17 protein-coding genes are annotated in these 20,502 nt (G+C 62.2%); 8 read left to right on the top strand and 9 right to left on the bottom strand.

The annotated features are described in order from the left end of the window. Positions 1-27: 27 nt before the first annotated feature. Positions 28-6,867 carry a kinesin gene (locus BQ8482_RS00310; protein ID WP_123145771.1) on the bottom strand — a complete coding sequence of 2,280 codons (6,840 nt, stop codon included), beginning with the start codon at positions 6,865-6,867 and terminating at the stop codon, positions 28-30. 271 nt (positions 6,868-7,138) lie between these two features. Between BQ8482_RS00310 and BQ8482_RS00315 the strand changes: the two genes are divergently transcribed. The 3 genes from BQ8482_RS00315 (at position 7,139) to BQ8482_RS00325 (ending at position 9,163) form a co-directional block, all read left to right on the top strand. After that, the gene (locus BQ8482_RS00315) at positions 7,139-7,507 is read left to right on the top strand and encodes an Hpt domain-containing protein (RefSeq protein ID WP_123145772.1); all 369 of its coding nucleotides are present in this window, start codon (positions 7,139-7,141) and stop codon (positions 7,505-7,507) included. A gap of 100 nt (positions 7,508-7,607) precedes the next feature. Further along, positions 7,608-7,928: a 2Fe-2S iron-sulfur cluster-binding protein gene (locus BQ8482_RS00320; RefSeq protein WP_123145773.1), complete on the top strand. Its 321-nt coding sequence runs from the start codon at positions 7,608-7,610 to the stop codon at positions 7,926-7,928. A 206-nt stretch (positions 7,929-8,134) separates the two neighbouring features. Next, the gene (locus BQ8482_RS00325) at positions 8,135-9,163 is read left to right on the top strand and encodes an NAD(P)/FAD-dependent oxidoreductase (RefSeq protein ID WP_123145936.1); all 1,029 of its coding nucleotides are present in this window, start codon (positions 8,135-8,137) and stop codon (positions 9,161-9,163) included. A gap of 46 nt (positions 9,164-9,209) precedes the next feature. Here BQ8482_RS00325 and BQ8482_RS00330 read toward each other — a convergent pair whose 3' ends face one another. Next, complete coding sequence (locus BQ8482_RS00330) at positions 9,210-9,827, bottom strand: DUF922 domain-containing Zn-dependent protease (RefSeq protein ID WP_123145937.1); 618 nt, start codon at positions 9,825-9,827, stop codon at positions 9,210-9,212. Between the two features lie 84 nt (positions 9,828-9,911). On the opposite strand from BQ8482_RS00330, the gene folP reads away from it, so the two are divergent. The 3 genes from folP to folK all read left to right on the top strand — a co-directional run bounded on the left by folP (position 9,912) and on the right by folK (position 11,726). Beyond that, positions 9,912-10,796, top strand: a complete 885-nt coding sequence (folP, locus tag BQ8482_RS00335; RefSeq protein WP_123145774.1) for a dihydropteroate synthase — start codon at positions 9,912-9,914, stop codon at positions 10,794-10,796. Positions 10,797-10,870: 74 nt separating this feature from the next. Then, the gene (folB, locus tag BQ8482_RS00340) at positions 10,871-11,230 is read left to right on the top strand and encodes a dihydroneopterin aldolase (RefSeq protein WP_123145775.1); all 360 of its coding nucleotides are present in this window, start codon (positions 10,871-10,873) and stop codon (positions 11,228-11,230) included. Further along, positions 11,214-11,726: a 2-amino-4-hydroxy-6-hydroxymethyldihydropteridine diphosphokinase gene (folK, locus tag BQ8482_RS00345; RefSeq protein ID WP_123145776.1), complete on the top strand. Its 513-nt coding sequence runs from the start codon at positions 11,214-11,216 to the stop codon at positions 11,724-11,726. Before folB ends, folK begins: the two co-directional genes overlap by 17 nt. A gap of 103 nt (positions 11,727-11,829) precedes the next feature. Here the strand turns inward: folK and BQ8482_RS00350 are convergent, their stop codons facing one another. Beyond that, positions 11,830-12,378: a DUF924 family protein gene (locus BQ8482_RS00350; RefSeq protein WP_165848374.1), complete on the bottom strand. Its 549-nt coding sequence runs from the start codon at positions 12,376-12,378 to the stop codon at positions 11,830-11,832. Further along, entirely contained in the window at positions 12,375-14,231 is a 1,857-nt protein-coding gene (locus tag BQ8482_RS00355) for a monovalent cation:proton antiporter-2 (CPA2) family protein (RefSeq protein ID WP_123145777.1), read from the bottom strand. The genes BQ8482_RS00350 and BQ8482_RS00355 overlap by 4 nt, the downstream gene beginning before the upstream one ends. A gap of 216 nt (positions 14,232-14,447) precedes the next feature. Between BQ8482_RS00355 and BQ8482_RS38890 the strand changes: the two genes are divergently transcribed. After that, the gene (locus BQ8482_RS38890; protein ID WP_244602583.1) at positions 14,448-14,606 is read left to right on the top strand and encodes a hypothetical protein; all 159 of its coding nucleotides are present in this window, start codon (positions 14,448-14,450) and stop codon (positions 14,604-14,606) included. Between the two features lie 94 nt (positions 14,607-14,700). Here the strand turns inward: BQ8482_RS38890 and BQ8482_RS00365 are convergent, their stop codons facing one another. The 4 genes from BQ8482_RS00365 to BQ8482_RS00380 all read right to left on the bottom strand — a co-directional run bounded on the left by BQ8482_RS00365 (position 14,701) and on the right by BQ8482_RS00380 (position 18,822). Next, a complete protein-coding gene (locus BQ8482_RS00365; RefSeq protein WP_123145779.1) occupies positions 14,701-15,255 on the bottom strand; it encodes a hypothetical protein in 555 nt (184 codons plus the stop codon). 189 nt (positions 15,256-15,444) lie between these two features. Then, positions 15,445-16,533 (bottom strand): YcjF family protein, encoded by a 1,089-nt coding sequence (locus tag BQ8482_RS00370; protein WP_123145780.1) that lies wholly within the window; start codon positions 16,531-16,533, stop codon positions 15,445-15,447. After that, positions 16,530-18,026 (bottom strand): YcjX family GTP-binding protein, encoded by a 1,497-nt coding sequence (locus tag BQ8482_RS00375; RefSeq protein ID WP_123145939.1) that lies wholly within the window; start codon positions 18,024-18,026, stop codon positions 16,530-16,532. Before BQ8482_RS00375 ends, BQ8482_RS00370 begins: the two co-directional genes overlap by 4 nt. A 292-nt stretch (positions 18,027-18,318) precedes the next feature. Then, positions 18,319-18,822, bottom strand: coding sequence for a SixA phosphatase family protein (locus BQ8482_RS00380; RefSeq protein WP_123145940.1), 504 nt, complete (start codon positions 18,820-18,822; stop codon positions 18,319-18,321). A gap of 263 nt (positions 18,823-19,085) precedes the next feature. Between BQ8482_RS00380 and dksA the strand changes: the two genes are divergently transcribed. Continuing rightward, complete coding sequence (dksA, locus tag BQ8482_RS00385) at positions 19,086-19,502, top strand: RNA polymerase-binding protein DksA (protein ID WP_006202025.1); 417 nt, start codon at positions 19,086-19,088, stop codon at positions 19,500-19,502. 101 nt (positions 19,503-19,603) lie between these two features. Here the strand turns inward: dksA and BQ8482_RS00390 are convergent, their stop codons facing one another. Further along, on the bottom strand, positions 19,604-20,341 hold the full coding sequence (locus tag BQ8482_RS00390; protein WP_123145781.1) for a flagellar biosynthetic protein FliO: 738 nt from the start codon (positions 20,339-20,341) through the stop codon (positions 19,604-19,606). Positions 20,342-20,502: the final 161 nt, after the last annotated feature.

A 20,502-nucleotide genomic window follows, 5' to 3' on the forward strand; every position in this document is an offset into this window, starting at 1 on the left:
CCCGCCTTTTCGGTCCCTATCGCCTGATCAATGCAGGCGGCCGCTGGCGTGTGCAAGCATCGTATAGACCTTGCCGGTGTCCGACGTCAGGTAGGTCTGCGCCATCATGTTGTCGCGGTCGTTGCGCGACACGTCCTTGAGCAGTTTTTCGAAATCGTCGCAGTAACGGTCGACGGCGGCGCGGAACTCCGCCTCCATCTGATATTTGCGACGGATTTCGTCGAAAGTTTGCTGACCCTTCAACGTGTAGAGACGCCGCGTGAACACGTCACGCTCGCCGCGCCGGTAGCGGTCCCACAGCTCGATCGAGGCGTCGTGATCGATGGCGCGGGCGATGTCGACGGAAAGCGAGTTGAGCGACTCCACTACATGAAGCGGCGAGCGCTGGGCAGGGGCCGAGCGTGGCGCTTCCGAAGGTGCCGCGGGCTTGGCGCCCTCTTCGCGCGATGCCCCAGTCAAGAGATCGCGCACCCAGCCGCCCTGCGACGTACGGCCATTGGGGTCGCGCTGGCGCGGCGCCGTCTCAGCCGGGCGTTCCAGGTCGAGGGTGCCGCGCAGTGCGGTGTCACCCGATGGCGCCTGCGGGCCAAGAGGCTCCGATTGCAGGCCCGGAGGACGGCGCTGCGGCTCAGCGGCGGGCGCGGCAGGCGCTTGCGGCGCAGGACGCAGGTTGCGCGGCTCCGAGGAGTCGGTGTTGCGGCCAGATTTCGCAACGATTTCAGATAGTTCCTTCAGCGCGTTAATCTGCTCGGAAACGGCGCGGCGGATAGCCGTGGTCGATTCCTTTGCCTCTTCCGGCATTTCGATGACGCCCTTCTTGAGCTCGGCGCGGGTGAGGTCGAGCTCGCTCTTGATCGAGCCGGCGGTGCGCCGCATCTCCTCGGTCGCGTCGGCGAAGCGCTTCGTTGCCGAATCGACCACGTCGGAGATGGCGGTACGGATCTTGTCCGCCGACTCCAACGTCTTGCCTTCGGCGTTCTGCAACGTCTGGCCGACCAGATCCTCGAACGAGCGCATGACCTTTTCGAGATCCTCCGACTTCTTGACCAAGCCGACGGCGAGGTCCTCCAGCGACGATTGCCTTTCCAGTGTGTGTTCGAGGTTGCTCTGGGCCGAGCTCAACAGATCCGAAGCACTGGACAGCAATCGGCTGTGCTCGTCGAACTTGGTGGCGATCGAGGCAACCTCGCGCAAGGTCGCGGATGACAGCTCGGTAAGCCGTGTCGTGTTCGAATCGACCAGGCGTGCCGAACTGGCGAAGGTCTGCGCGGCTTTTTCCGTCGTCGCCGCAAAGCTTTGCGTGCTGCCGGTCAGGCGTTCGTCGACCTGGCCGAGATTGGCCGCCGCCTGCTCGATCAACTGACCGAGCTGCGAGCTCGAGGTGCTCATGCGGCCGATGAGATCGGCGACACTGTCGGCGAGCGTCGAGCGCGCGCCTTCGACGGCCGACAATGTTTCGGCCGTGCGGCTGGCGAGCGCATTGACGAGGGTGGCGTTTTCACTGCGCAGCTTCTCGGTGGCGCGTTCGGTCACCTCTTCCATGCTCTTTTGCAGTTCCGAGCCGCCCTGGGCGAAGCGCTCGACCAGCGGCCGTGCCGTTTCGTCGAGGATTTTCGAGATCTCGGCCGAACGTGCCGCAAGCATGGTGTTGAGCTCGCGGGTGTTGGTGCCGATGGTCTTCGCCGCGTCGTTGGTGCTCTGGCCGATATGCTGGCCGACCGCAGTGAAGGTTTCGGCGATCGAGTTGGCGCGCGAAATAAGTTGCGCCTCAGCGGTCGAAACCTGCTCGTTGAGCTTCTGGCCTATCGTTTCGGTGGTGTAGACGAGACGGTTTTCGACGCCGGCAACCTGCTCCTCGACGCGAGCCGCCGCAGCCGCCGCGCTGGATGCCAGGCGCTCGTCGGCGCCGGCGAGCGCCTGCTCGATTTCACGGGCGTGGACGGCCAGTTCCTGACCGGTCTGCCTCGCACGTTCGGCAACCCGCTGCTCGGTGCTGGCAAACGCCCCGACGATATTGTCGGCATGTTCTCCGATCGTCGACGTGCTGTCGGTGATGCGGGAAACCAGACGGTGATCCGCCTCGTCGAAGATACGGCCGATCTCGGATGCTCGGGCCGCCAGCGCCTCCGAACCTTCGGCGATGCGCGAGATCAGCTGCTGGTCGGCGGCATCGAAAATGCGGCCTAGGTCCGATGCCCGCGCTGCTAGCGCTTCGGCCGATTCGCCGATGCGCACGCCGAGCCGTTCGTCGGCGCCTTCGAAATTGCGCAGGATGTCGCCGGCGCGTGCCGCCAGCGACTGCGCCGTTTCGACCGCGCGGGCAACCAGCTTCTGGTCCGCCGCATCGAATGTACCGGCGATCTCGCTGGCGCGAGCGGCCAGCTGGTCGGCTGTTTCCTGGGCGCGCGTCAGCAAGGAGTTCGATGTGTCGTCGACACGGGCCATGATTGCGCTGGATGTATCCTCGGCGCGGGCAATGAGCGTGCTCGACGTGTCTTCGGCACGTGCGGCGAGGCGGCGGTCCGCCTCCTCGAAGGTGCGGGCGATATCCTCCGCCCTGGCGAGCAAGGCGGCCGAGGTCTGCTCGGCACGTTCGGCGATCTTGCGATCGGCGTCGCTGAACGCCGCGCCTGCCTGCTCATGCAGCGCGCTGGTGACTTCCATGACCTTTTCACGCAGCGCTCCCGCAACAAAGACGGCGCTCTTTTCGAGCACGCTGCGGACGTTGTCGACACCGGTCGACAGCGCGCGCTCCATGGTTGCGGCGCGCTCCTCAATGATGCCGGTCTGGCGGCTGAACGCCTGCTCGATCTTTTCGACGTCTGCGGCAATGGCGTCCGAGATATCGGTGCTTCTGGCGGCGATCTGGTCGATATGGCCGGACAGGGAACGGTCGACTTCCTTGCGCGTATCGGCGAGCTTGGAGAGATCGTCCTCCAGCGCACGGGTCAGCGCGTCGCGGCCTTCGCCCAGTTTGCCGACATGCCCGGCGATGATGTCGTCCACCTCGCTGCGGCTCGTCGCAATTTTCTGCAGGTCTGCTTCCAGCGCACGTCTGAGGATGTCGCGGCCCTCGGCCAGTTTCTCGACTTGGCCGGCAACCAGCCCGTCGATGCTCGACCGGCTTTCCGCCAGCTTGGCGAGGTCGTCTTCAAGCGCCTTGGACAGGATCGAGCGGTCCTGGATGAGCTTCTCGGCATGGCTGTTTACAAGACCGTTGACGCTGCCGAGATCGGCTTCCAGCGCCTGCGCAAACTGTGCGCGATTGTCAGTCAGCTGCTGCGACTGGTCGGCGACGACATCCTTGATGGTATTGAGGTCTGCTTCCAGCGCACGTCTGAGGATGTCGCGGCCTTCGGCCAGCTTCTCGACCTGGCCGGCAACCAGCCCGTCGATGCTCGACCGGCTTTCCGCCAGCTTGGCGAGGTCGTCTTCGAGCGCCTTGGACAGGGTCGAGCGGTCCTGGATGAGCTTTTCGGCATGGCTGTTTACAAGACCGTTGACGCTGCCGAGATCGGCTTCCAGTGCCTGCGCGAACTGTGCGCGATTGTCGGTCAGCTGCTGCGACTGGTCGGCGACGACATCCTTGATGGTATTGAGGTCTGCTTCCAGCGCACGTCTGAGGATGTCGCGGCCTTCGGCCAGCTTCTCGACCTGACCTGCGACCAGCCCGTCGATGCTCGACCGGCTTTCCGCCAGCTTGGCGAGGTCGTCTTCAAGCGCCTTGGACAGGATCGAGCGGTCCTGGATGAGCTTCTCGGCATGGGTGTTTACAAGACCGTTGACGCTGCCGAGATCGGCTTCCAGCGCCTGCGCAAACTGTGCGCGATTGTCAGTCAGCTGCTGCGACTGGTCGGCGACGACACTCTTGATGGTATTGAGGTCTGCTTCCAGCGCACGTCTGAGGATGTCGCGGCCTTCGGCCAGCTTCTCGACCTGGCCGGTAACCAGACCATCGATGCTCGACCGGCTTTCCGCCAATTTGGCGAGGTCGTCCTCAAGCGCCTTGGACAGGGTCGAGCGGTCTTCCGCCAGCTTTTCGGACTGGCCTGCTATGACGTCATTGATCGTATTGAGATCGGATTCCAGCGCGCGCTTGAGAATGTCGCGGCCCTCGGCCAGCTTCTCGACCTGGCCGGTAACCAGACCATCGATGCTCGACCGGCTTTCAGCCAGTTTGGCGAGGTCGTCTTCGAGCGCCTTCGACAGGATTGAACGGTCCTCGGCGAGCCTGTTCATGTGATCGGAGATAAGCCCATTCACGCTCTGCAGGTCGGTTTCCAACGCCTTCGAGAGCTGACCACGGTCTTCCGCCAGCTTTTCGGACTGGCCTGATATGACCTCCTTGATCGTGCTGAGATCGGATTCCAGCGCGCGCTTGAGGATGTCGCGGCCTTCGGCCAACTTCTCGACCTGGCCGGCGACCAGCCCGTCGATGCTCGACCGGCTTTCCGCCAATTTGGCGAGGTCTGCCTCGAGCGTCTGCGAAAGCAGGCTGCGATCGTCGGCGAGCCTGCCCGAATGGTCCTCGATCAGGCCTCGGATGCCGGACAGGTCGCCTTCAAGCGAGCGCGAAAGCAGGCTGCGGTCTTCCGCCAGTTTGGCGGAATGGCTCTCGATGAGATCTTTGATGCCGACAATGTCGGTCTCCAACGCCTTGGCGAGTATGGCGCGACCTTCGGCGATCTTCTCGACCTGACCGGCGACCAGTCCGTCGATGCTGGCGCGACTGTCGGCCAGCTTGCCGAGATCGGCCTCGAGGGCGCGTGAAAGAATGCTGCGGCCTTCGGCGAGCTTGCCAACATGGCCGGCAACCATTTCGTCAATGATCGTACGGGCTTGTACAAGTTTTCCGGAGTCTTCGTTCAAGGCTTGTGAAAGCCTGTTGCGGCCCTCTTCGAGCCTTTCGAGATGGCTGCCGAGCGAAGCATCGATGGCGGCGCTTGACTCGTTGACCTTGCGCAGATCCTCTTCGAGGGCGCGCGAGATCAGGTTGCGGCCTTCGGCAAGCTTCTGCACCTGGTCGGTGACGGCCGCGTCGATGCCGGCGCGGCTTTCGGCGAATTTCGCAAGATCGGCCTGCATTGCCGCCGCCATGCGTTCGCGGCTTTCGGAAAGCTTGCGGCTGTGGTTCTCGACGGCTTCTTCGATGCCGACGCGGGCATCGGCAAGCCGCTGGATGTCGGCGTCGAAGGAGCGCGACACCACATGACGGGCCGCTTCCATGCGCCCGGCGAAATCGCCGGCGCGTGCTTCAAGCATGGACGAAGTCGACGAGACGATGTCGGCCATGTCGGCGCCGATCTGGGTCTTGCCCTGATCGATCATCGCCGACAGCGTCTCCTTGCTTTCCTGGAAGGTATGGGCGATTTCGCGCGCGCGCTCGACCAGCGTCTCGTTGATCTGCCGTGCGCGGGCCTCGAGCGCGGCGTTGAGCTTCTGGGTGCCGGTGTCGAGCGCTTCGGCGCGGGTCTGGAATTCACTAATCAGCGCCTGGCCGCGTTCGGCCAACGTCCGCTCGATGCCGTCAAGACTGGCTTCAAATTCGGAGTTGAGCGTACGCGCGGCGCCGCCGAGCAGCGACACCATGCCGGAGGTCCGATCGTCGAGCAGATCGGTCAGCGACCGGGTGAGGCCGTCGGTCGTGTCCGTCAGCTTGGCGATGCGTGTATCGAGAAGGCTGGCGAAGGCTTCGCCGGAGGTCGACAGCCGGTCCGTGATCGACTCGAGCCGGCCTTCCACCGAATCGAAGATCGACAACGAGCTTTGGTTGATCCTGTCGATCAGCGTGTCGCCGGAATTGGTGATGGTCATCGACAGGTTGGTCGAGGCGTTGAGAATGCTGTCGCGAATGATGTCGCTGGCAGCCCCGATTTCGTCCTTCAGCGTCTCATGCGCGCCGGTGATCGAGGCGCGCACGCGTTCGGCGTGAGTGACCACCGCTTCGCGCTCGCTGCCCAGCCCGTCGACAAGCGAGCGGATGCGCGATTCATTCTCCGAGTAGGAGCGTTCGATCTGGTTCACCTCGCTGTGGACCAGGGTTTCGAGCTCGACAGCACGCGCAAGCGTGCGCTCGATGCCTTCGCCCATGGCCGCCACCTCGCGGCGGACGGCTTGCCCGATCATCATGACGCGATCCTGGGCAATATTTTCCGGCTCGGTCAGGCGGAAGGCCACTTCCGTCATCGACTGAGCCGCGATGCGCATTTCCTGCGCGCGGCGGATCATGGCTGCAAACGCCCAGAACAGGAGCACGGGCAGGATCGCAGCGATCGCCAGGCCGATCAGTTCGGGACGGGCGAAGAACTGGCCGGGCGTGCGGATTTGCCAGATGCCTGGTCCAAACAGCAGGTTGGCCAATGCACCGGCGCCCGCGATCCAGGCAAGCGAAACGAGCGCCACGATCCAGTAGATCGTGTTCGAGGCACGCCGATCGAGGGTGTGCAGCAGCGTTTTGTAGTCTTTTTGACGCGGGTCATTGGCTGGCGTGAAACCGGCCGGCTGGCCATTGCGCGTTTCCAAAGAGCGCAGTTCAGCCGGCTTGGCCATTGCCGCGGGCTTTGCTTTCTGGTCCTGGTTGGCAGACTCGGTCTGTAGGCTCCAGTTGGCGGGCTCGGCATTCTGTCCCTGGTCGGCGATAGGCTCAGCATTCTGGCTCTGGTCGGCGACAGGCTCGGCATTCTGGTTACGGCCTTCGCGGGCCAACTCGTCGGCAGCCTGCGATATCTGCGCTTCCAGATCTTCCATCGACGCTGCGATATCGAGGTCGCCGCCGGCATCGCCGCTCAGATCGATATCAAGTGCTTTTTCGAGTTCCCTGGCTACGTCGTTGTCGAGCGTTCTTGTCGTCGATGTTTTCTTCGCCATGCCTTCGCTACCCTGTACAAGCTGCCGCGGGACTTATTGATTCTGCTTGTCGTGTCCCACGCAAGAGGCTGAAAATGGACCTGTCGTATCGTAATGACACACCGGGGTAAAGAAAACATGCATTCGGCGCGATACGTAAAACTTTAAATATAAGGTTAACAGAACTGTGATTCCGGCGCCGTTATCGCAACATTTTTCCGGGCCAATCATTAACCCGTCGTCCACAGGATGGGCCTATTTTTTGCGGCTGGAAGAACGGAGTTGCAGAGTCATGCGTGGCGAAAACGGCATTGCCTTCTCGATGCCCGGCGGCGACGTGTCGGGAACGGCCGGGTCGCGGCCGGTGGACCTGGCGCATCTGGCGCGCCAGACGATGGGCGACCGCAGCCTCGAGCAGGAGGTGCTGGCACTGTTCGTACAGCAGGCGCTGTCGGTTCGCGACAGGATCGTCGACGCCGATGTGAGGCAAAGGCTGCTTCTGGCGCACGGGCTGAAAGGTTCGGCGCGCGGCGTCGGCGCCTTCGCTATTGCCGATTGCGCCGGCGCGATCGAGCTTCAGCCTGAAGATACCAATACCCTCAAGCGGCTTGGCGCCCTGATCGAAGAAGTCCGCGATTTCGTCGCCGCCATCAGCCGTTAAACCGATTTCCGAAAAAAACGGCATAGAGCGCCGCTTTCGCGCGGCAGTTGACTTGTCTGCCGGAGTGATTATCTCGGCTGGGACTCCCTTCAGGTGACAAATGACCAAGCTGACCTTCATCGCCAATGACGGCACACATTTTGACGTGGATGCCGAAAACGGCTCGACCGTCATGGAGAACGCGATCCGCAACGCTGTGCCGGGGATCGAGGCCGAATGTGGTGGCGCCTGCGCCTGCGCGACCTGCCACGTCTATGTCGACGAGGCATGGACGGCGGAAGTCGGCGAGCCGGAAGCGATGGAAGAGGACATGCTGGACTTCGCCTACGACGTCCAGCCGAACTCACGGCTTTCCTGTCAGATCAAGGTGCGCGACGCTCTCGACGGCCTGGTTGTGCGCGTGCCTGCCCGCCAAGGCTGAAGCGTGAAGGCTGAAGCGCTAGATATAGCCGATTTTTCCGGCTCCGGCTTGGCAGCGCGCCAATGGTCATGCAGTGTCGCGCCGTTCTCTACAGCGCCGCGTTTCTCTCGGACGCGCAAAGGACGCTGTAGCACCGTGATTTGGCGCATGATCCCCAGCGAAAATCGATTTCGATTTTTGCGGTCGTGCGCATCGAAGGCGCATTCATGACCGATATCACCAAGACGGACGTATTGATTGTCGGGACGGGGCCTGTCGGCCTGTTCGCCGTGTTCGAACTCGGCCTCTTCGACATGAAATGCCATCTGATCGACATACTCGATCGGCCCGGCGGGCAATGCGCCGAACTCTATCCGGAAAAGCCGATCTACGACATTCCCGGCTGGCAATCGATTTCGGCGCAGGGCCTGGTCGACAGACTGCTTGAGCAGATCGCGCCGTTCAAGCCCGACTTCACCTTCAACCGCATGGTCTCAAGCCTCGAAAAGCTCGAGGACGGCAGCTTTCGCGTGATCACCGACGAGAACGAGCTGTTTGAAGCCAAGGTTGTGGTTATCGCCGCCGGCGGCGGCTCGTTCCAGCCGAAGCGGCCGCCGATCCCGGGCATCGAGCTTTATGAGGGCAAGAGCGTCTTCTACTCGGTTCGCCGGATGGGGGAATTTCGCGGCCACGACCTCATCATCGTCGGTGGCGGCGATTCGGCGCTCGACTGGACGCTGAACCTGCAGCCTGTGGCCAAGAGCGTGACGCTGGTCCACCGCCGGCCGGAGTTTCGCGCGGCGCCCGACAGCGTCAACAAGATGTACGCCATGCAGGAGATGAAGGAACTGGATTTCCAGGTCGGGCAGGTGACGGGATTGTCCGGCGCCGACGGCCAGCTTTCCTCCGCGACCATCAAAGGCCCCAGCGGCGATATCGAGGTGCCGTGCACGCGGATGCTGCCGTTCTTTGGCCTGACCATGAAGCTCGGACCGATCGCCGAGTGGGGGCTCAATCTTCATGAGAACATGATCCCGGTCGACACCGAGAAATTCCAGACGTCGGTACCGGGCATCTTCGCCGTCGGCGACATCAACTGGTACCCCGGCAAGCTGAAGCTGATCCTGTCGGGCTTCCATGAGGTCGCCCTGATGGCGCAGGCAGCCAAGCGCATCGTCAGCCCCGGCGAGCGCATCGTATTCCAGTATACGACGTCGTCGACCAGCTTACAGAAGAAGCTCGGCGTCGCCGGCTGACGCCCACTCTTACTCCACGAGAATCGATCTTATCATCTGGCCTGAGCTAACCCGGCAGCCGGCCGTTCTCGATGCGCTCCATGCGATAGCGCAGCAGCCGCAGGATACGGCTTTCGAAATTGATTGTCTCGACGCGATCGAATTGCATCTGGGCCTGGTCGTGCTTGGCAAGAATAGCGGCGGCGACTTCCGCGGCCTTGGCCTTGGCCTCCTGGCAAGTCTTCTGCGGATAGGTCGCCTTCAGCGCATCCTCGAGGTCGCGGGCATGGTTCTTGGCGATCTCGACATGGCGGTCCTCATGGCGCTTGATGTCGGCGGACAATGTATCCCAAAACAGCCTTACGCCCGCATCAGCCTTGCGTGAGCGGCGCCACTCGGGAAGGATCACCTTGACCTTGAGAGTGACGTCGGCGTCAGCAATCGCGCAGGAATTCGATTTTTCCGCATAGCTGACGCGGGTGGTGAACGCCATCTGCGTGGCGCCTGGATGCCGCATCCCGGTGCTTTTCACCTGAGGTCCAAGTTTCGTAAGCTGGGATCCGATATCATCGAGCGTTCTGCCGCCGATGCTGAAGTAGCTATATGTCTTTACCAAACTCGCCGTGCCCGCCGGCAAGGCAGAAAAAGCGAGCATCAGGGCGCAAAGCAGTGATCGTTTCATCATGTTGCCTCTTTGCCTACCATGCGCTACGGCCGCTGCCGGCGCAACGGAATTGATCTTTGGCGGATCACACATGATTGATGGACAATGACGACACGGCGATGGCAACTGGCGCATGGGCGTCATCTCGACCTTGGCGGCAAGGCGGTGATCGTCGGTATCCTCAATGTCACGCCGGACAGTTTTTCCGACGGGGGACTGTTCGTTGCGCCCGAACAGGCGATGGCCCAGGCCCGCCGGATGGTGGAAGAGGGCGCCTCCGTCATTGACGTCGGTGGAGAATCGACACGCCCCGGCGCATCTCCGGTAGCCGTCGAGGAAGAGCAGGCCCGCGTGCTGCCTGTCATCGAGGCGCTCGCCAGGCTTGGCAAGGCGCTGATTTCGGTCGACACCTATCGCGAGGACACCGCCCGGCTTGCCGTCGCTGCCGGCGCCCATATCGTCAACGATGTCTGGGGCCTGCAGCGCGAACCGGGCGTCGCGCGCGTCGCTGCCGAGACCGGCGCCGGGCTGGTCATCATGCACACCGGACGTGACAGGCAAAAACTGCCCGACGTGATCGAGGATCAGTTTTCCTTCCTCAGGAAGTCACTGGAAATCGCCCGGCGAAACGGCGTTGCCGACGACCAAATCGTGCTCGATCCGGGCTTTGGCTTCGCCAAGGAAACAGCGGAGGAAAATCTCGACCTGATGGCACGGTTTTCCGAACTCGATGCCTTGGGCTTTCCACTGATGGCCGGTACATCGCGAAAGCGCTTCATCGGCGCCGTCACCGGCCGCGACGCCTCGGCCAGGGGTGCCGGAACGGCGGCGACGAGCGTCATACTGAGGCTCAAGGGCGCGCAGCTTTTTCGCGTCCACGATGTCGCAATCAATGTGGATGCGCTGGCACTTGCCGATGCTATGCTGGCGCGTGAAACTACCGCACAGGCTCGAAAATCGGAATCGATTTTCGGAAAGCCCGATGGGTAGATTTAAAGCGTTAGAGTGTGCGTTGTGCGTCCAGGTGGACGCAACATTGCTCTAATCGAGCGGGATGCTGAGCGATGTATGTCATCCGCATGAAGAACTGCGCCTTCTTCGCCCGGCACGGCGTGCTGGATGAGGAGGAGACGCTCGGCCAGCGTTTCTATGTCGACGCTGCGCTCACCGTCGAACCTGGCCGCGCGCTGGTCGACGATTCCATCGAGGATACCGTCCACTATGGTGTCGCCTTCGGGGTGATCGAAAAGATCATAACCGGGGAGAGGCGTTTTCTGATAGAAGCGCTGGCGCTGGAGGTGGCCCGGGCGCTGACGGCCCGGTTTCCCCAGATCAAAAAGGCCGAGATTACCGTGCGCAAGCCGAACGCTCCGGTGCCCGGTGTGCTCGATCATGTCGAGGTGACCGTTGTCTGGCCCGAATAACACAGTCTACCTCAGCCTTGGCGGCAATCTCGGCGACCCGGCAAGGTCGATGGGCGCGGCGCTGCGCATGCTGGACGCCGACGAGAACACGCGCGTGGTTGTGGTCTCCTCGCTTTACCGCACACCACCCTGGGGCAAGCTCGACCAGCCGGATTTTCTCAATGCGGCTGCCGAAATTTCGACTGTGCTCGCACCACATGCTTTGCTCGATCTCTGCCTCGATGTAGAGTGCAGGCTGAAGCGGGTGCGCGAGGAGCGCTGGGGTCCACGCCTGATCGACATCGACATTCTGGTGTTCGGTGATCGGATCATCCACGAAACCGGGCTGGAAGTGCCACATCCGCGCATGCTGGAGCGCGCTTTCGTTCTGGCGCCGCTGGCCGAGATCGCAGCTGACCTCACCGTCGACGGCAGAAGCGTGGCGGAACGGCTTGCCGCTCTCGACAGCGCCGGCATCGAGCGACTGCCGTCCGGCCGGGATTGGTGGCTGACCTAAACGGCGTGTTTTCAAATGGAACCGCTGCGCTGCTCTATCTCGTTGTTTACGCATTGGATTTAACCGAAAGCCGCTTCGCACATTTCGCTCCGATGCACTGAGCTCAGCCGGAAAATCCGCCGCCGTCGAGGAACACCTGTTCCTCCGGCGTCGTCTCGCGGCCAAGCATCCTGTTTCGATGCGGAAAGCGGCCGAAGCGCTGAATGATCTCCAGGTGCTCGACCGCATACTTCAGATAGGATTGGGCTTTGGCGGTAGTGAGGTCCACTGATTTGAGCTGGTCGGCGAGATGCTCCGAATGCTCATAAGGCAGATAGAGGAAGACGCGCAGCTCTTCGTCGAGCGCCAGATCCTGGCCGGCGGCGATCGCCTTTTCGGCAAAATGCCTTGCCAGCGGGTCGGTCGCATACATATGGCCGGTGCCGCGAAAGCAGTTTCGCGGGAACTGGTCGAGCAGGATCATCAGCGCCAGTGAGCCTTCGGCATGCTCCGACCAGTCGTCGCATTCACGCCGCGCGGCAGCGTAGTGCAGGTCGAGAAACCGGTTGCGGAACTCGGCGTCGAAGGCATCATTCTTCTCGAACCATGCATCCTCTCCAGCGTCACGCCAGAATTTGGTGACGGAGAGCGAGCGCTCGTCCAGTTCGATCATCTGTTTGCTCCAGGTGTTAAATCCGCAGGCTCGGATTTATGCAGAACGCCGGCGGTTTCTTCATTGAGCGCCTGACCGGCGTGGCGTGGCTGGCTGAGCGGTGTCGGAATCGGCGTGCCGATATTGCCCTTGAGGAAGCGCGCTCCGGCGCGAACGCCTTCGGCGAGCTGCAGCTCGAAGCGGGCGGCATCGCGGTGGCGGACGTCCTCGATCACCTCGGCGACTTCCTCCGGGTCGACGCCCAGCGCTTCCAGCGTGGAGCCGCCGAAGACAAGCGCTGATTCGAAGGTTTCGCGAATCTGGAAATCGACGTCGGCACGTATCAACTGGAGTGCGGTTCCGCGGTCGAAAGCGCGTGCCAGCACGGTCAGCAGGGGAAACTCCGCCTTGATGAGCTTTGCGATGCGGACGGCGACATCGGGCTTGTCGACGCAGATCAACACGGCGCGCGCGCGGCCGGCGCCTGCGGCACGCAGAATGTCTAGCCGCGTGCCGTCGCCATAATAGACCTTGAAACCGAAATCGGCCGCCGCCTGGATCATCTCGACCTCATTGTCGATGATCGACACATCGATCCCGCGCAACAGCAGCGGCTGGCTGGCGATCTGGCCGAAGCGGCCGAAGCCGATGATCAGCACGCTGCCGGTAAGGCCATCGGCGATGTCGACGCCTTCGAGCGACTGCTCGTCGCGTGGCGTCAGATACCGCAATGCCAGAATGGCCAGCGGTGTCAGCACCATGGAGATGATGACGATCGCCGTCAGGGTCGCATTAGCCTGGCTGTCGATGATGCCGACCGCCGCGGCGGCGGAATAGAGAACGAAGGCGAATTCGCCGCCTTGCGCCATGAAGACGGCACGCTCGAGCGCTTCCCGGTGACCGGTCTTGAGGAGGCGGGCGACGAGATAGATGCCGATCGCCTTTATTGCCATGTAGGCGACGACGTAGATGACGACAATCCGCCAGTTCTCGATGACCACATGCAGGTCGAGCGACATGCCGACCGCGAGGAAGAACAACCCGAGCAGCACACCGCGGAATGGTTCGACATCGGCCTCGAGCTGATGGCGAAAGGTGGATTCCGACAAAAGCACGCCGGCCAGGAAAGCGCCCATCGCCATCGACAGGCCGCTGAGCTGCATGGCAAGCGCCGACCCCAGAACCACCAGAAGGGCGGCTGCGGTCATCACTTCGCGGGCGCGGGCGTCCGCCAGGATGCGAAAGAACGGATTGAGCAGATAGCGCCCGGCCAGCACCAGCCCGACGATGGCGGCAAGGCCGATGCCCACCTCCGTCAGCCGCTGCGTCAAGCTCATATCGGCGCCGCCCGGTGCCAGGAAGGCGATCAGGGCCAGCAGCGGCACGATCGCCAGGTCCTCGAGCAGCAGGATGGAGACAATGCGCTGGCCTTTGGGCGCGGCGATCTCACCGCGTTCCTCCAGAAGCTGCATGACGATCGCCGTCGAGGTCAGCACGAAGCCGGCGCCGGCGACGAAGGATTGCGAGACCGGAAAACCTCCCGCCAGTCCGACGCCGGTCAGCAACAGCGCGCACACGCCGACCTGCAATGCGCCAAGGCCAAAGATCTCTCGCCTGAGGCCCCACAGCCGCGACGGTTGCATCTCCAGCCCGATGATGAACAGGAACATGACGACGCCGAGCTCGGCGACGTGAAGAATGGCTTCCGATTCGGAAAAGATGCCGATGCCGAACGGGCCGATGACCACGCCAGCCGCCAGATAGCCAAGGATGGAACCAAGGCCCATGCGCTTGAAGATCGGCACCGCGACAACACCTGCGGCGAGCAGCGCCACCACGTGGATCAGATCGCTGCCCGCTGCTTCTGCCGCCATGCCTGCCGTTCCGTTCTCTCTAGGGACCGCCGCACGTGCTGCGGCATCGAGCGGCCAAGATAGGGGCTTCGGCTGAAATCGAACAGTCCGAATCCGGAAACTGGTGCAGCAGTGTTGCAGGCGCGCTCCACAGCTTTATGCACCCGCTGCGCTGAATGTTGCAGCAATCGGGCGCCTGACTGCACGACCGAAATGCTGACCAAGAAGGCTCAGGACATGACCGCAGCCCCTCAGGAGGCGGTTACCAAGGATCCGGCCAAGGCAGCCGACCTCACCGCCAAGGTCCAGGCGGTCATAACCAAGTATCAGGGCACGACGACGGCGGACGAGGCCTGCAAGGCCTATGACGAGTTGATCACCGCCATCAAGGGCTGAGCATCGATCGGAGTTTTGGAGAAAGCGGTGGCGGTAGCTGCCGCTTTTTTGCAACTAGAGTAGAGCGCCGCCTATCGGACGTGCAAAAGGTCGCTCAGTTCGGCGCTATGGAGCCGACTTCGACCGTATCGACGCGCTTCAGCTTCATGCCAATGACCGGCACTAATTGCTGGTCGACGCGCACCGCAACCGTCACCGTCATCGAATTGTCGTTGGGGACAAGAGCCTGCATGACGCCGCGCAACTGGTTGCGGTTGATGGTGAAGACGACCTTGTTGGCGCTGACCACGTTGCCGCCGATAATGTCGAGGCCGGAACCGGCAGCACCGCCCATGAAGCTGCCCTTGTAGCCCTCGCGGCCCTTGTGTTGGATCGTCGCCGACATCTGCTGGGTGAACATGCCGACCCGGCAGCCGCCGTCGAGCGACATGCCGATCTTGCCGTCTGGTGTCGAACCGGTGAAATTGCAGGTGAATTTCGTGCCCTTGTATTTGCCGGCGACGATTTCCCCGGGGCCGACCCATTCGCCTTCCACCGATTGAAAGAACTTCCTGTCCCGTTCTGCTGCAAAGGTCTTTTCGGCCATGCCGGCAGTTGTTGAAACCACGACCGCCATCGGCAGGACGCTAGACAAGATCACGCTTTTCATCGACGACACCCGGCAACAAAGAGACTGGTTTGGAACCCGTCCGACCATGAACAAGATTGGTTAATGCTTCGTCACCGCTAGCGCATGGCCCGAAAACCGGAAGCGATTTGCGCTGGGATCATGCGCGAAATCAAAGTGCTCCACCGTCCTTGGTGCGCTTACCAGGACGTGCGGTGCTGGAGACGGTTGTCACGTGTCGGAAGTCGATGTCTCCTTCTGCTTTTTCGTTGCAAACGATGTCAGCGCGGACAGGAAATCACCCATGCCGGGCCGTCTCGTGGCGCTGAAGGGCAGGGGCCTTGCGGTCTCCATCGCAGCAATGCCGATGCGCGCCGTCATCATGCCGTTGACGACACCTTCGCCAAGCTTGGCCGAGAGCCGAGCAGCGAGGCCATGGCCGACGATCTGCTGAACGAAACTGTCGCCGACGGCAATCGAGCCGGTCACCGCCAGATGAGCGAGAACGCTGCGCGCCAGCCGGAAGAACCCCAGCGTGCCCGGCCGGCCGCCATAAAGTTCCGACAGCCGGCGAATCAGCCGGCCCGCTTCGAACACGACATAGGCGACGTCGACCAGAGCGCGAGGGCTGACCGCCGTCACCAGCGACACACGCTTTGCCGCTTCGAGGATCATCACCTTGGCGCGCGCATCGAGGGGGCCGAGGATTTCGGTCTCGGCCAGGCGCACCAGATTGCCACCGTCGATGATCTCGTCGCGCAAGTCTGCCAACGCACGTCTGCCGGCCGCGGTTTCGGGTTTGGCCGCGACAAAGGCCGAGAGTTCGTCGACCACGGCGCGAGCGGCCTTCGGATCGTCGCGGGCAATGGCGTCGAGTGCCCGCTTCTGTAGCTTTTCGACCTCGGCGAGGCGGGCGATCGCCAGGAATTCGCGGACGAGGATGACCAGAAGCGCCAGCACCGCGATCACGGCCATCCCGGCGGCAAGCCAGCCCAGCCATTCGGCACGTGCGAACAGATCGCGAATCAGCTGATCGGTCCAAAGGCCGAGGGCCAGCGAAACCAGAACGCCCAATGCGCCGAACAACAAGCCACCTGATATCGAACGCTTACGCGGCGCGGTGGCAGGCGGCGGTTCGGCGGCGATAATATCCGGCTCGTCGAAAACGTCGATTTCCGCCGGAGTGACGACGGCAAGATCAGCCTTCGCGGCGCGTGGCCTTCTGGCCGATGGAGAGTCGGGCTGCCGCAAGGCTGCCCGTTCTTTTGGCGGGGCTTCCGGCTCGATGCGAAAAGCCGCCGGCTTGCGGGGCGCGGTCATGCCAGACGATCTCCGATCAGGAACTGCAGGGCGCGGTCGAGCCTGATATGCGGCAGCGACAGCGTGACGCCTTCAGCCGTGCGTTCGAGCTTTGGCGGGCGAAAGCGCACGAAGCGGATTGCCGGGTCATCATTACTTTGTCGATGGTCTGGGCTCTGCCGATGGTCTGGCCCAGAGACATCGAACACTGCATCAATTTTGTCCGGTAAATCACCGGGAAATATGGCTGTTTCGGTTTTTCCATCAAATGTTTCGCCGTTGATCTTTTCATCTTTCAACGGTGTGCCAATGATGACCGGCAACGTCTCACGGCCTTGCTTGACCGTGCCTTCCCGGGTCGCGCGCACCGCCGCCAGGGCAACCACGTCGACATCGGCGCCGGTGAAATTCGCCCGCGCCACGGCACGGTCGGCGAGCCGCCGCACGATCGCCTGCAGCCGGTCGTGGCTTTCGTGGTGCAGATGGTCCGCTTTCGTCGCCGCCACCAATATGCGGTCGATGCGCCTTGAAAAAAAGTCGGTCAGGAAATTGCCGCGGCCGGGGCGGAAACATGCGAGGATTTCGGTCACAGCACGTTCGAGATCGGCCATGGCGCCGGGGCCTGCGTTCAAGGCCTGCAGGGCGTCTATCACCACGATCTGACGGTCGAGGCGCGTGATGTGCTCCCGGAAGAACGGCTTTACGACATATGTCTTGTAGGCCTCGTAGCGCCGCTCCATCATCGCCTGAAGCGACCCGGAACGCGCCCGCCGCTCACTCAGGCCCGGCAAGGGCGCGAAGGTCAGTGCCGGCGAGCCCTCAAGATCGCCGGGCATCAGGAAACGGCCGGGTGGCAGGGTTGAAAGCGCCCGCTCGTCGAGCTTGCATGCCTTGAGATAAGCGGCGAAGCTGTCGGCGAGGCGGCGCGCCGTCATCTCGTCGGCGTCCGCATTCGGGTCGACTGCGGCAGAGAGCGCGCGCCATTCCTTCGAAAGGTCGGCGCGCACCGGCAGCGCGGCCATCTCGAAGGCTTCGCGTGAGAAATCAGCGTAGGATTTGCCGAGCAGCGGCAGGTCGAGCAGCCATTCGCCGGGATAGTCGACGATATCGACCGACAATTTGCCTGATGAAAACATGCGGCTCCAGCCGGAGGCCGATTCATATTCGATGGTGAGCCTCAGCTCGGAAATGGCACGTGTCGAATCCGGCCACAGGCGGTCGTTGACCAGGGCCGCTACGTGATCCTCGTACTGGAATCGCGGTACGGCGTCATCCGGTTGCTCTTCGAGGAAGGCACGGGCGATGCGTCCCGATTTCTGCGCCGCGAACAGCGGCAAGCGCCCGCCATGGATCAGATTGTGGACAAAGGCTGAGATGAACACTGTCTTGCCTGCGCGGGAAAGGCCAGTGACACCCAGCCGCAGCGATGGCGAAAAAAGCCCGGTAGCGCGCCCCGACAGCGTATCCAGGGCAATCTTCGCCTCGTCGGTGAAAGTGGTCAGCGATGATGCCAAAATGCGTCTCTCGGGGCTTCGGTACGACCCGATATAGACGCTGCCGCCTTGTGTGGCGAATCCGAAATTCGCAGTACCTTGGGGCAGCGCAGTGAGCGAATTTCGGAATCTAAGCCACACCAGCAAATCATTGAATTCGCGCATGAACCCGAACCATAGGCTCGGAAAAGATCATGCGCAAAATTGAGTTCTACAGCGTCCTTTGCGCGTCCAAGAGGACGGCGCTGTAGTGTGCGCTGATGCCATTGAAGTGGCAGGAACTTCAAGCCAACAACTTTAGGTTGAAATGGCGTCAGAGATCGGCCGGCGTCACGAAGGCTTCGAGATAGCCGGTGCCTTGCGCGGCATTGGCAAGACTGCCTGGAAAACGGACGACCGCAAGGCCGGAGGCCGGGAAGCCGTGGTTCAGAATTCCCCTCGCAGCCTCGTCGCCATCGCCCGAAAGCGCGATAGTAAGATCTTCCGTCATCGGGTTGTGGCCGATGACGAGCAGCGAGCCTGGCCCGCCATTGCCGCGGATGATCGAGAGATAACTGGCGGCGTCCTCGCTATAGAGCGTGTCCAAGAACAGGACCCGGCCTGTATCGGTGTGGCCGGCCAGGCCTTCCAGCGTCTGGCGCGCTCGCTTTGCGTTGGAGCAAAGGGTGAGGTCCGGAATGTAGCTGCGGGCCCGCATGGCCGCACCCATGGTTTCGGCGTCGGCGAGGCCGGATGCGTCGAGCGGACGATCGAAATCGCGCATGCCGGGTAGGGCCCATCCGGCCTTGGCATGCCTCAATAGATAGAGCTTGCTCACCGGCCCCTCGCTTGTGCCAAACACCGAAACTCGCCAAAGGCGCTGCAGGATTAGCCATGAGAACGGCCTTATGCACAATGGCCGGCACCTTTCAAACCCAACAAATCATACGCGAATTCGGTCGTGCCCTTCATGCGAATGATGCGGCCAATACCGTTTTGCCCGACATTAACAATTGCGTGAAACTGTCGTCGATTACGCTTGTGCAGCATTCGGTCCGCGAATATATAGGCGCCAAAATTGGGGCTGTTTGGGTGAGTCGAATGAACGACATCGTTACTGCCGATTACGTACCCTCCGAAGACGAGCCGTTCATGAACGAACGGCAGAAATCCTACTTTCGCCTGAAGCTCGTCACCTGGAAGAACGACATACTGCGCGAAGCGCGCGAAACTCTCGAAATCCTGCAGCAGGAAAACGCCAACCACCCCGATCTCGCTGATCGCGCCTCTTCGGAAACTGACCGCGCCATCGAACTTCGCGCCCGCGATCGCCAGCGAAAACTCATTTCAAAAATTGATTCCGCGCTTCAGCGCATTGATGAAGGCACTTATGGCTATTGTGAGGAAACCGGCGAGCCCATCGCGCTGAAGCGGCTCGATGCGCGTCCGATCGCGACCTTGTCGATCGAGGCGCAGGAGCGCCACGAGCGCCGCGAGAAGGTCTACCGCGACGACTGAAGCACAGGCGGAGCGCCTAAAAAGCAGCCGATAGCGAATTTTGTCATGGCCGGTCTCCGGCCATTTTTTGTTAGCTGTTCGCTGCCCCGGTTTCTGGCCGGTTATCTTTTCTGGCTGGAAAGCTCGCCGAGAAGCTTCGTCATCTCGTCATCGAGAGACGACGGCGCCTTTACCGCCGGCTTGCTCTCCGGCTTGGTGGGGTGCGGGTCATCAAACGAGACCTCGAGCTCCCTCATCAGCGTATCGTCAATAGAATCCTGCTTTGGCGGGGAATCCTGTCTTGCCGGCGATGGCGCCTGTCGAAACGCAGTGGCGTTCGCCGATCCGTAGGCGGGCAGCGGCGTGATGGTCGCCGATTCATGGCTTTGCCCTGGCTTCGGCGCTGGCGCCAGTGCGGTCTGATGGGGCCGGACAGGCGTCGGGGCCGCGCTTACCGGCTGCGGAGGCGGTGCTTGCATCATTGGCGCAGGAGCCGGTTGAGGCGCGCGCGGCCGCGGTGCCGGCTGATGGCCGCCGCTATCTCCGGTCAGTGCAGGACGGCGCAGCGCCGACAGCCGGATGTCGCGTTCGACGACGACATCGGTTGGGCCTCCGATCAACAGCAGGTGCTCGATGTCGTCGCGGCGCACCAGCACCAACCGGCGGTGACTGTCGACAGCGGTGGCGTCCATGACGGCCAGGCGCGTCTTGCGGTTCCTGCCACCGGCAACGAATGTTCCAAAGGTCAGATTGCGGACCAGCTTGATGATGAGGAGAATAATGGCCAGAAGGACAAGCGCGACCAGCGTCCACAGGATTTCCGCGGCATAAGGACCTAAAACGCTATCCAGCCCTTGCATTAGTGCCCCCGTATCGGCTTTCGAAGAAAAGTGACACTAGACTGTTGCGGCACGCCCCTGCAAGTTGCCTTTCGCGCTTCTTGAACAGCTTGAAACGCCAATCTGGTGGATTTGAAGTTCCTGCGAATTGAGTGCGTCAGCGTTCCCACTTCAAATCCACC

The organism is Mesorhizobium delmotii (genome assembly GCF_900149755.1).
GTDB lineage: Bacteria > Pseudomonadota > Alphaproteobacteria > Rhizobiales > Rhizobiaceae > Mesorhizobium > Mesorhizobium delmotii.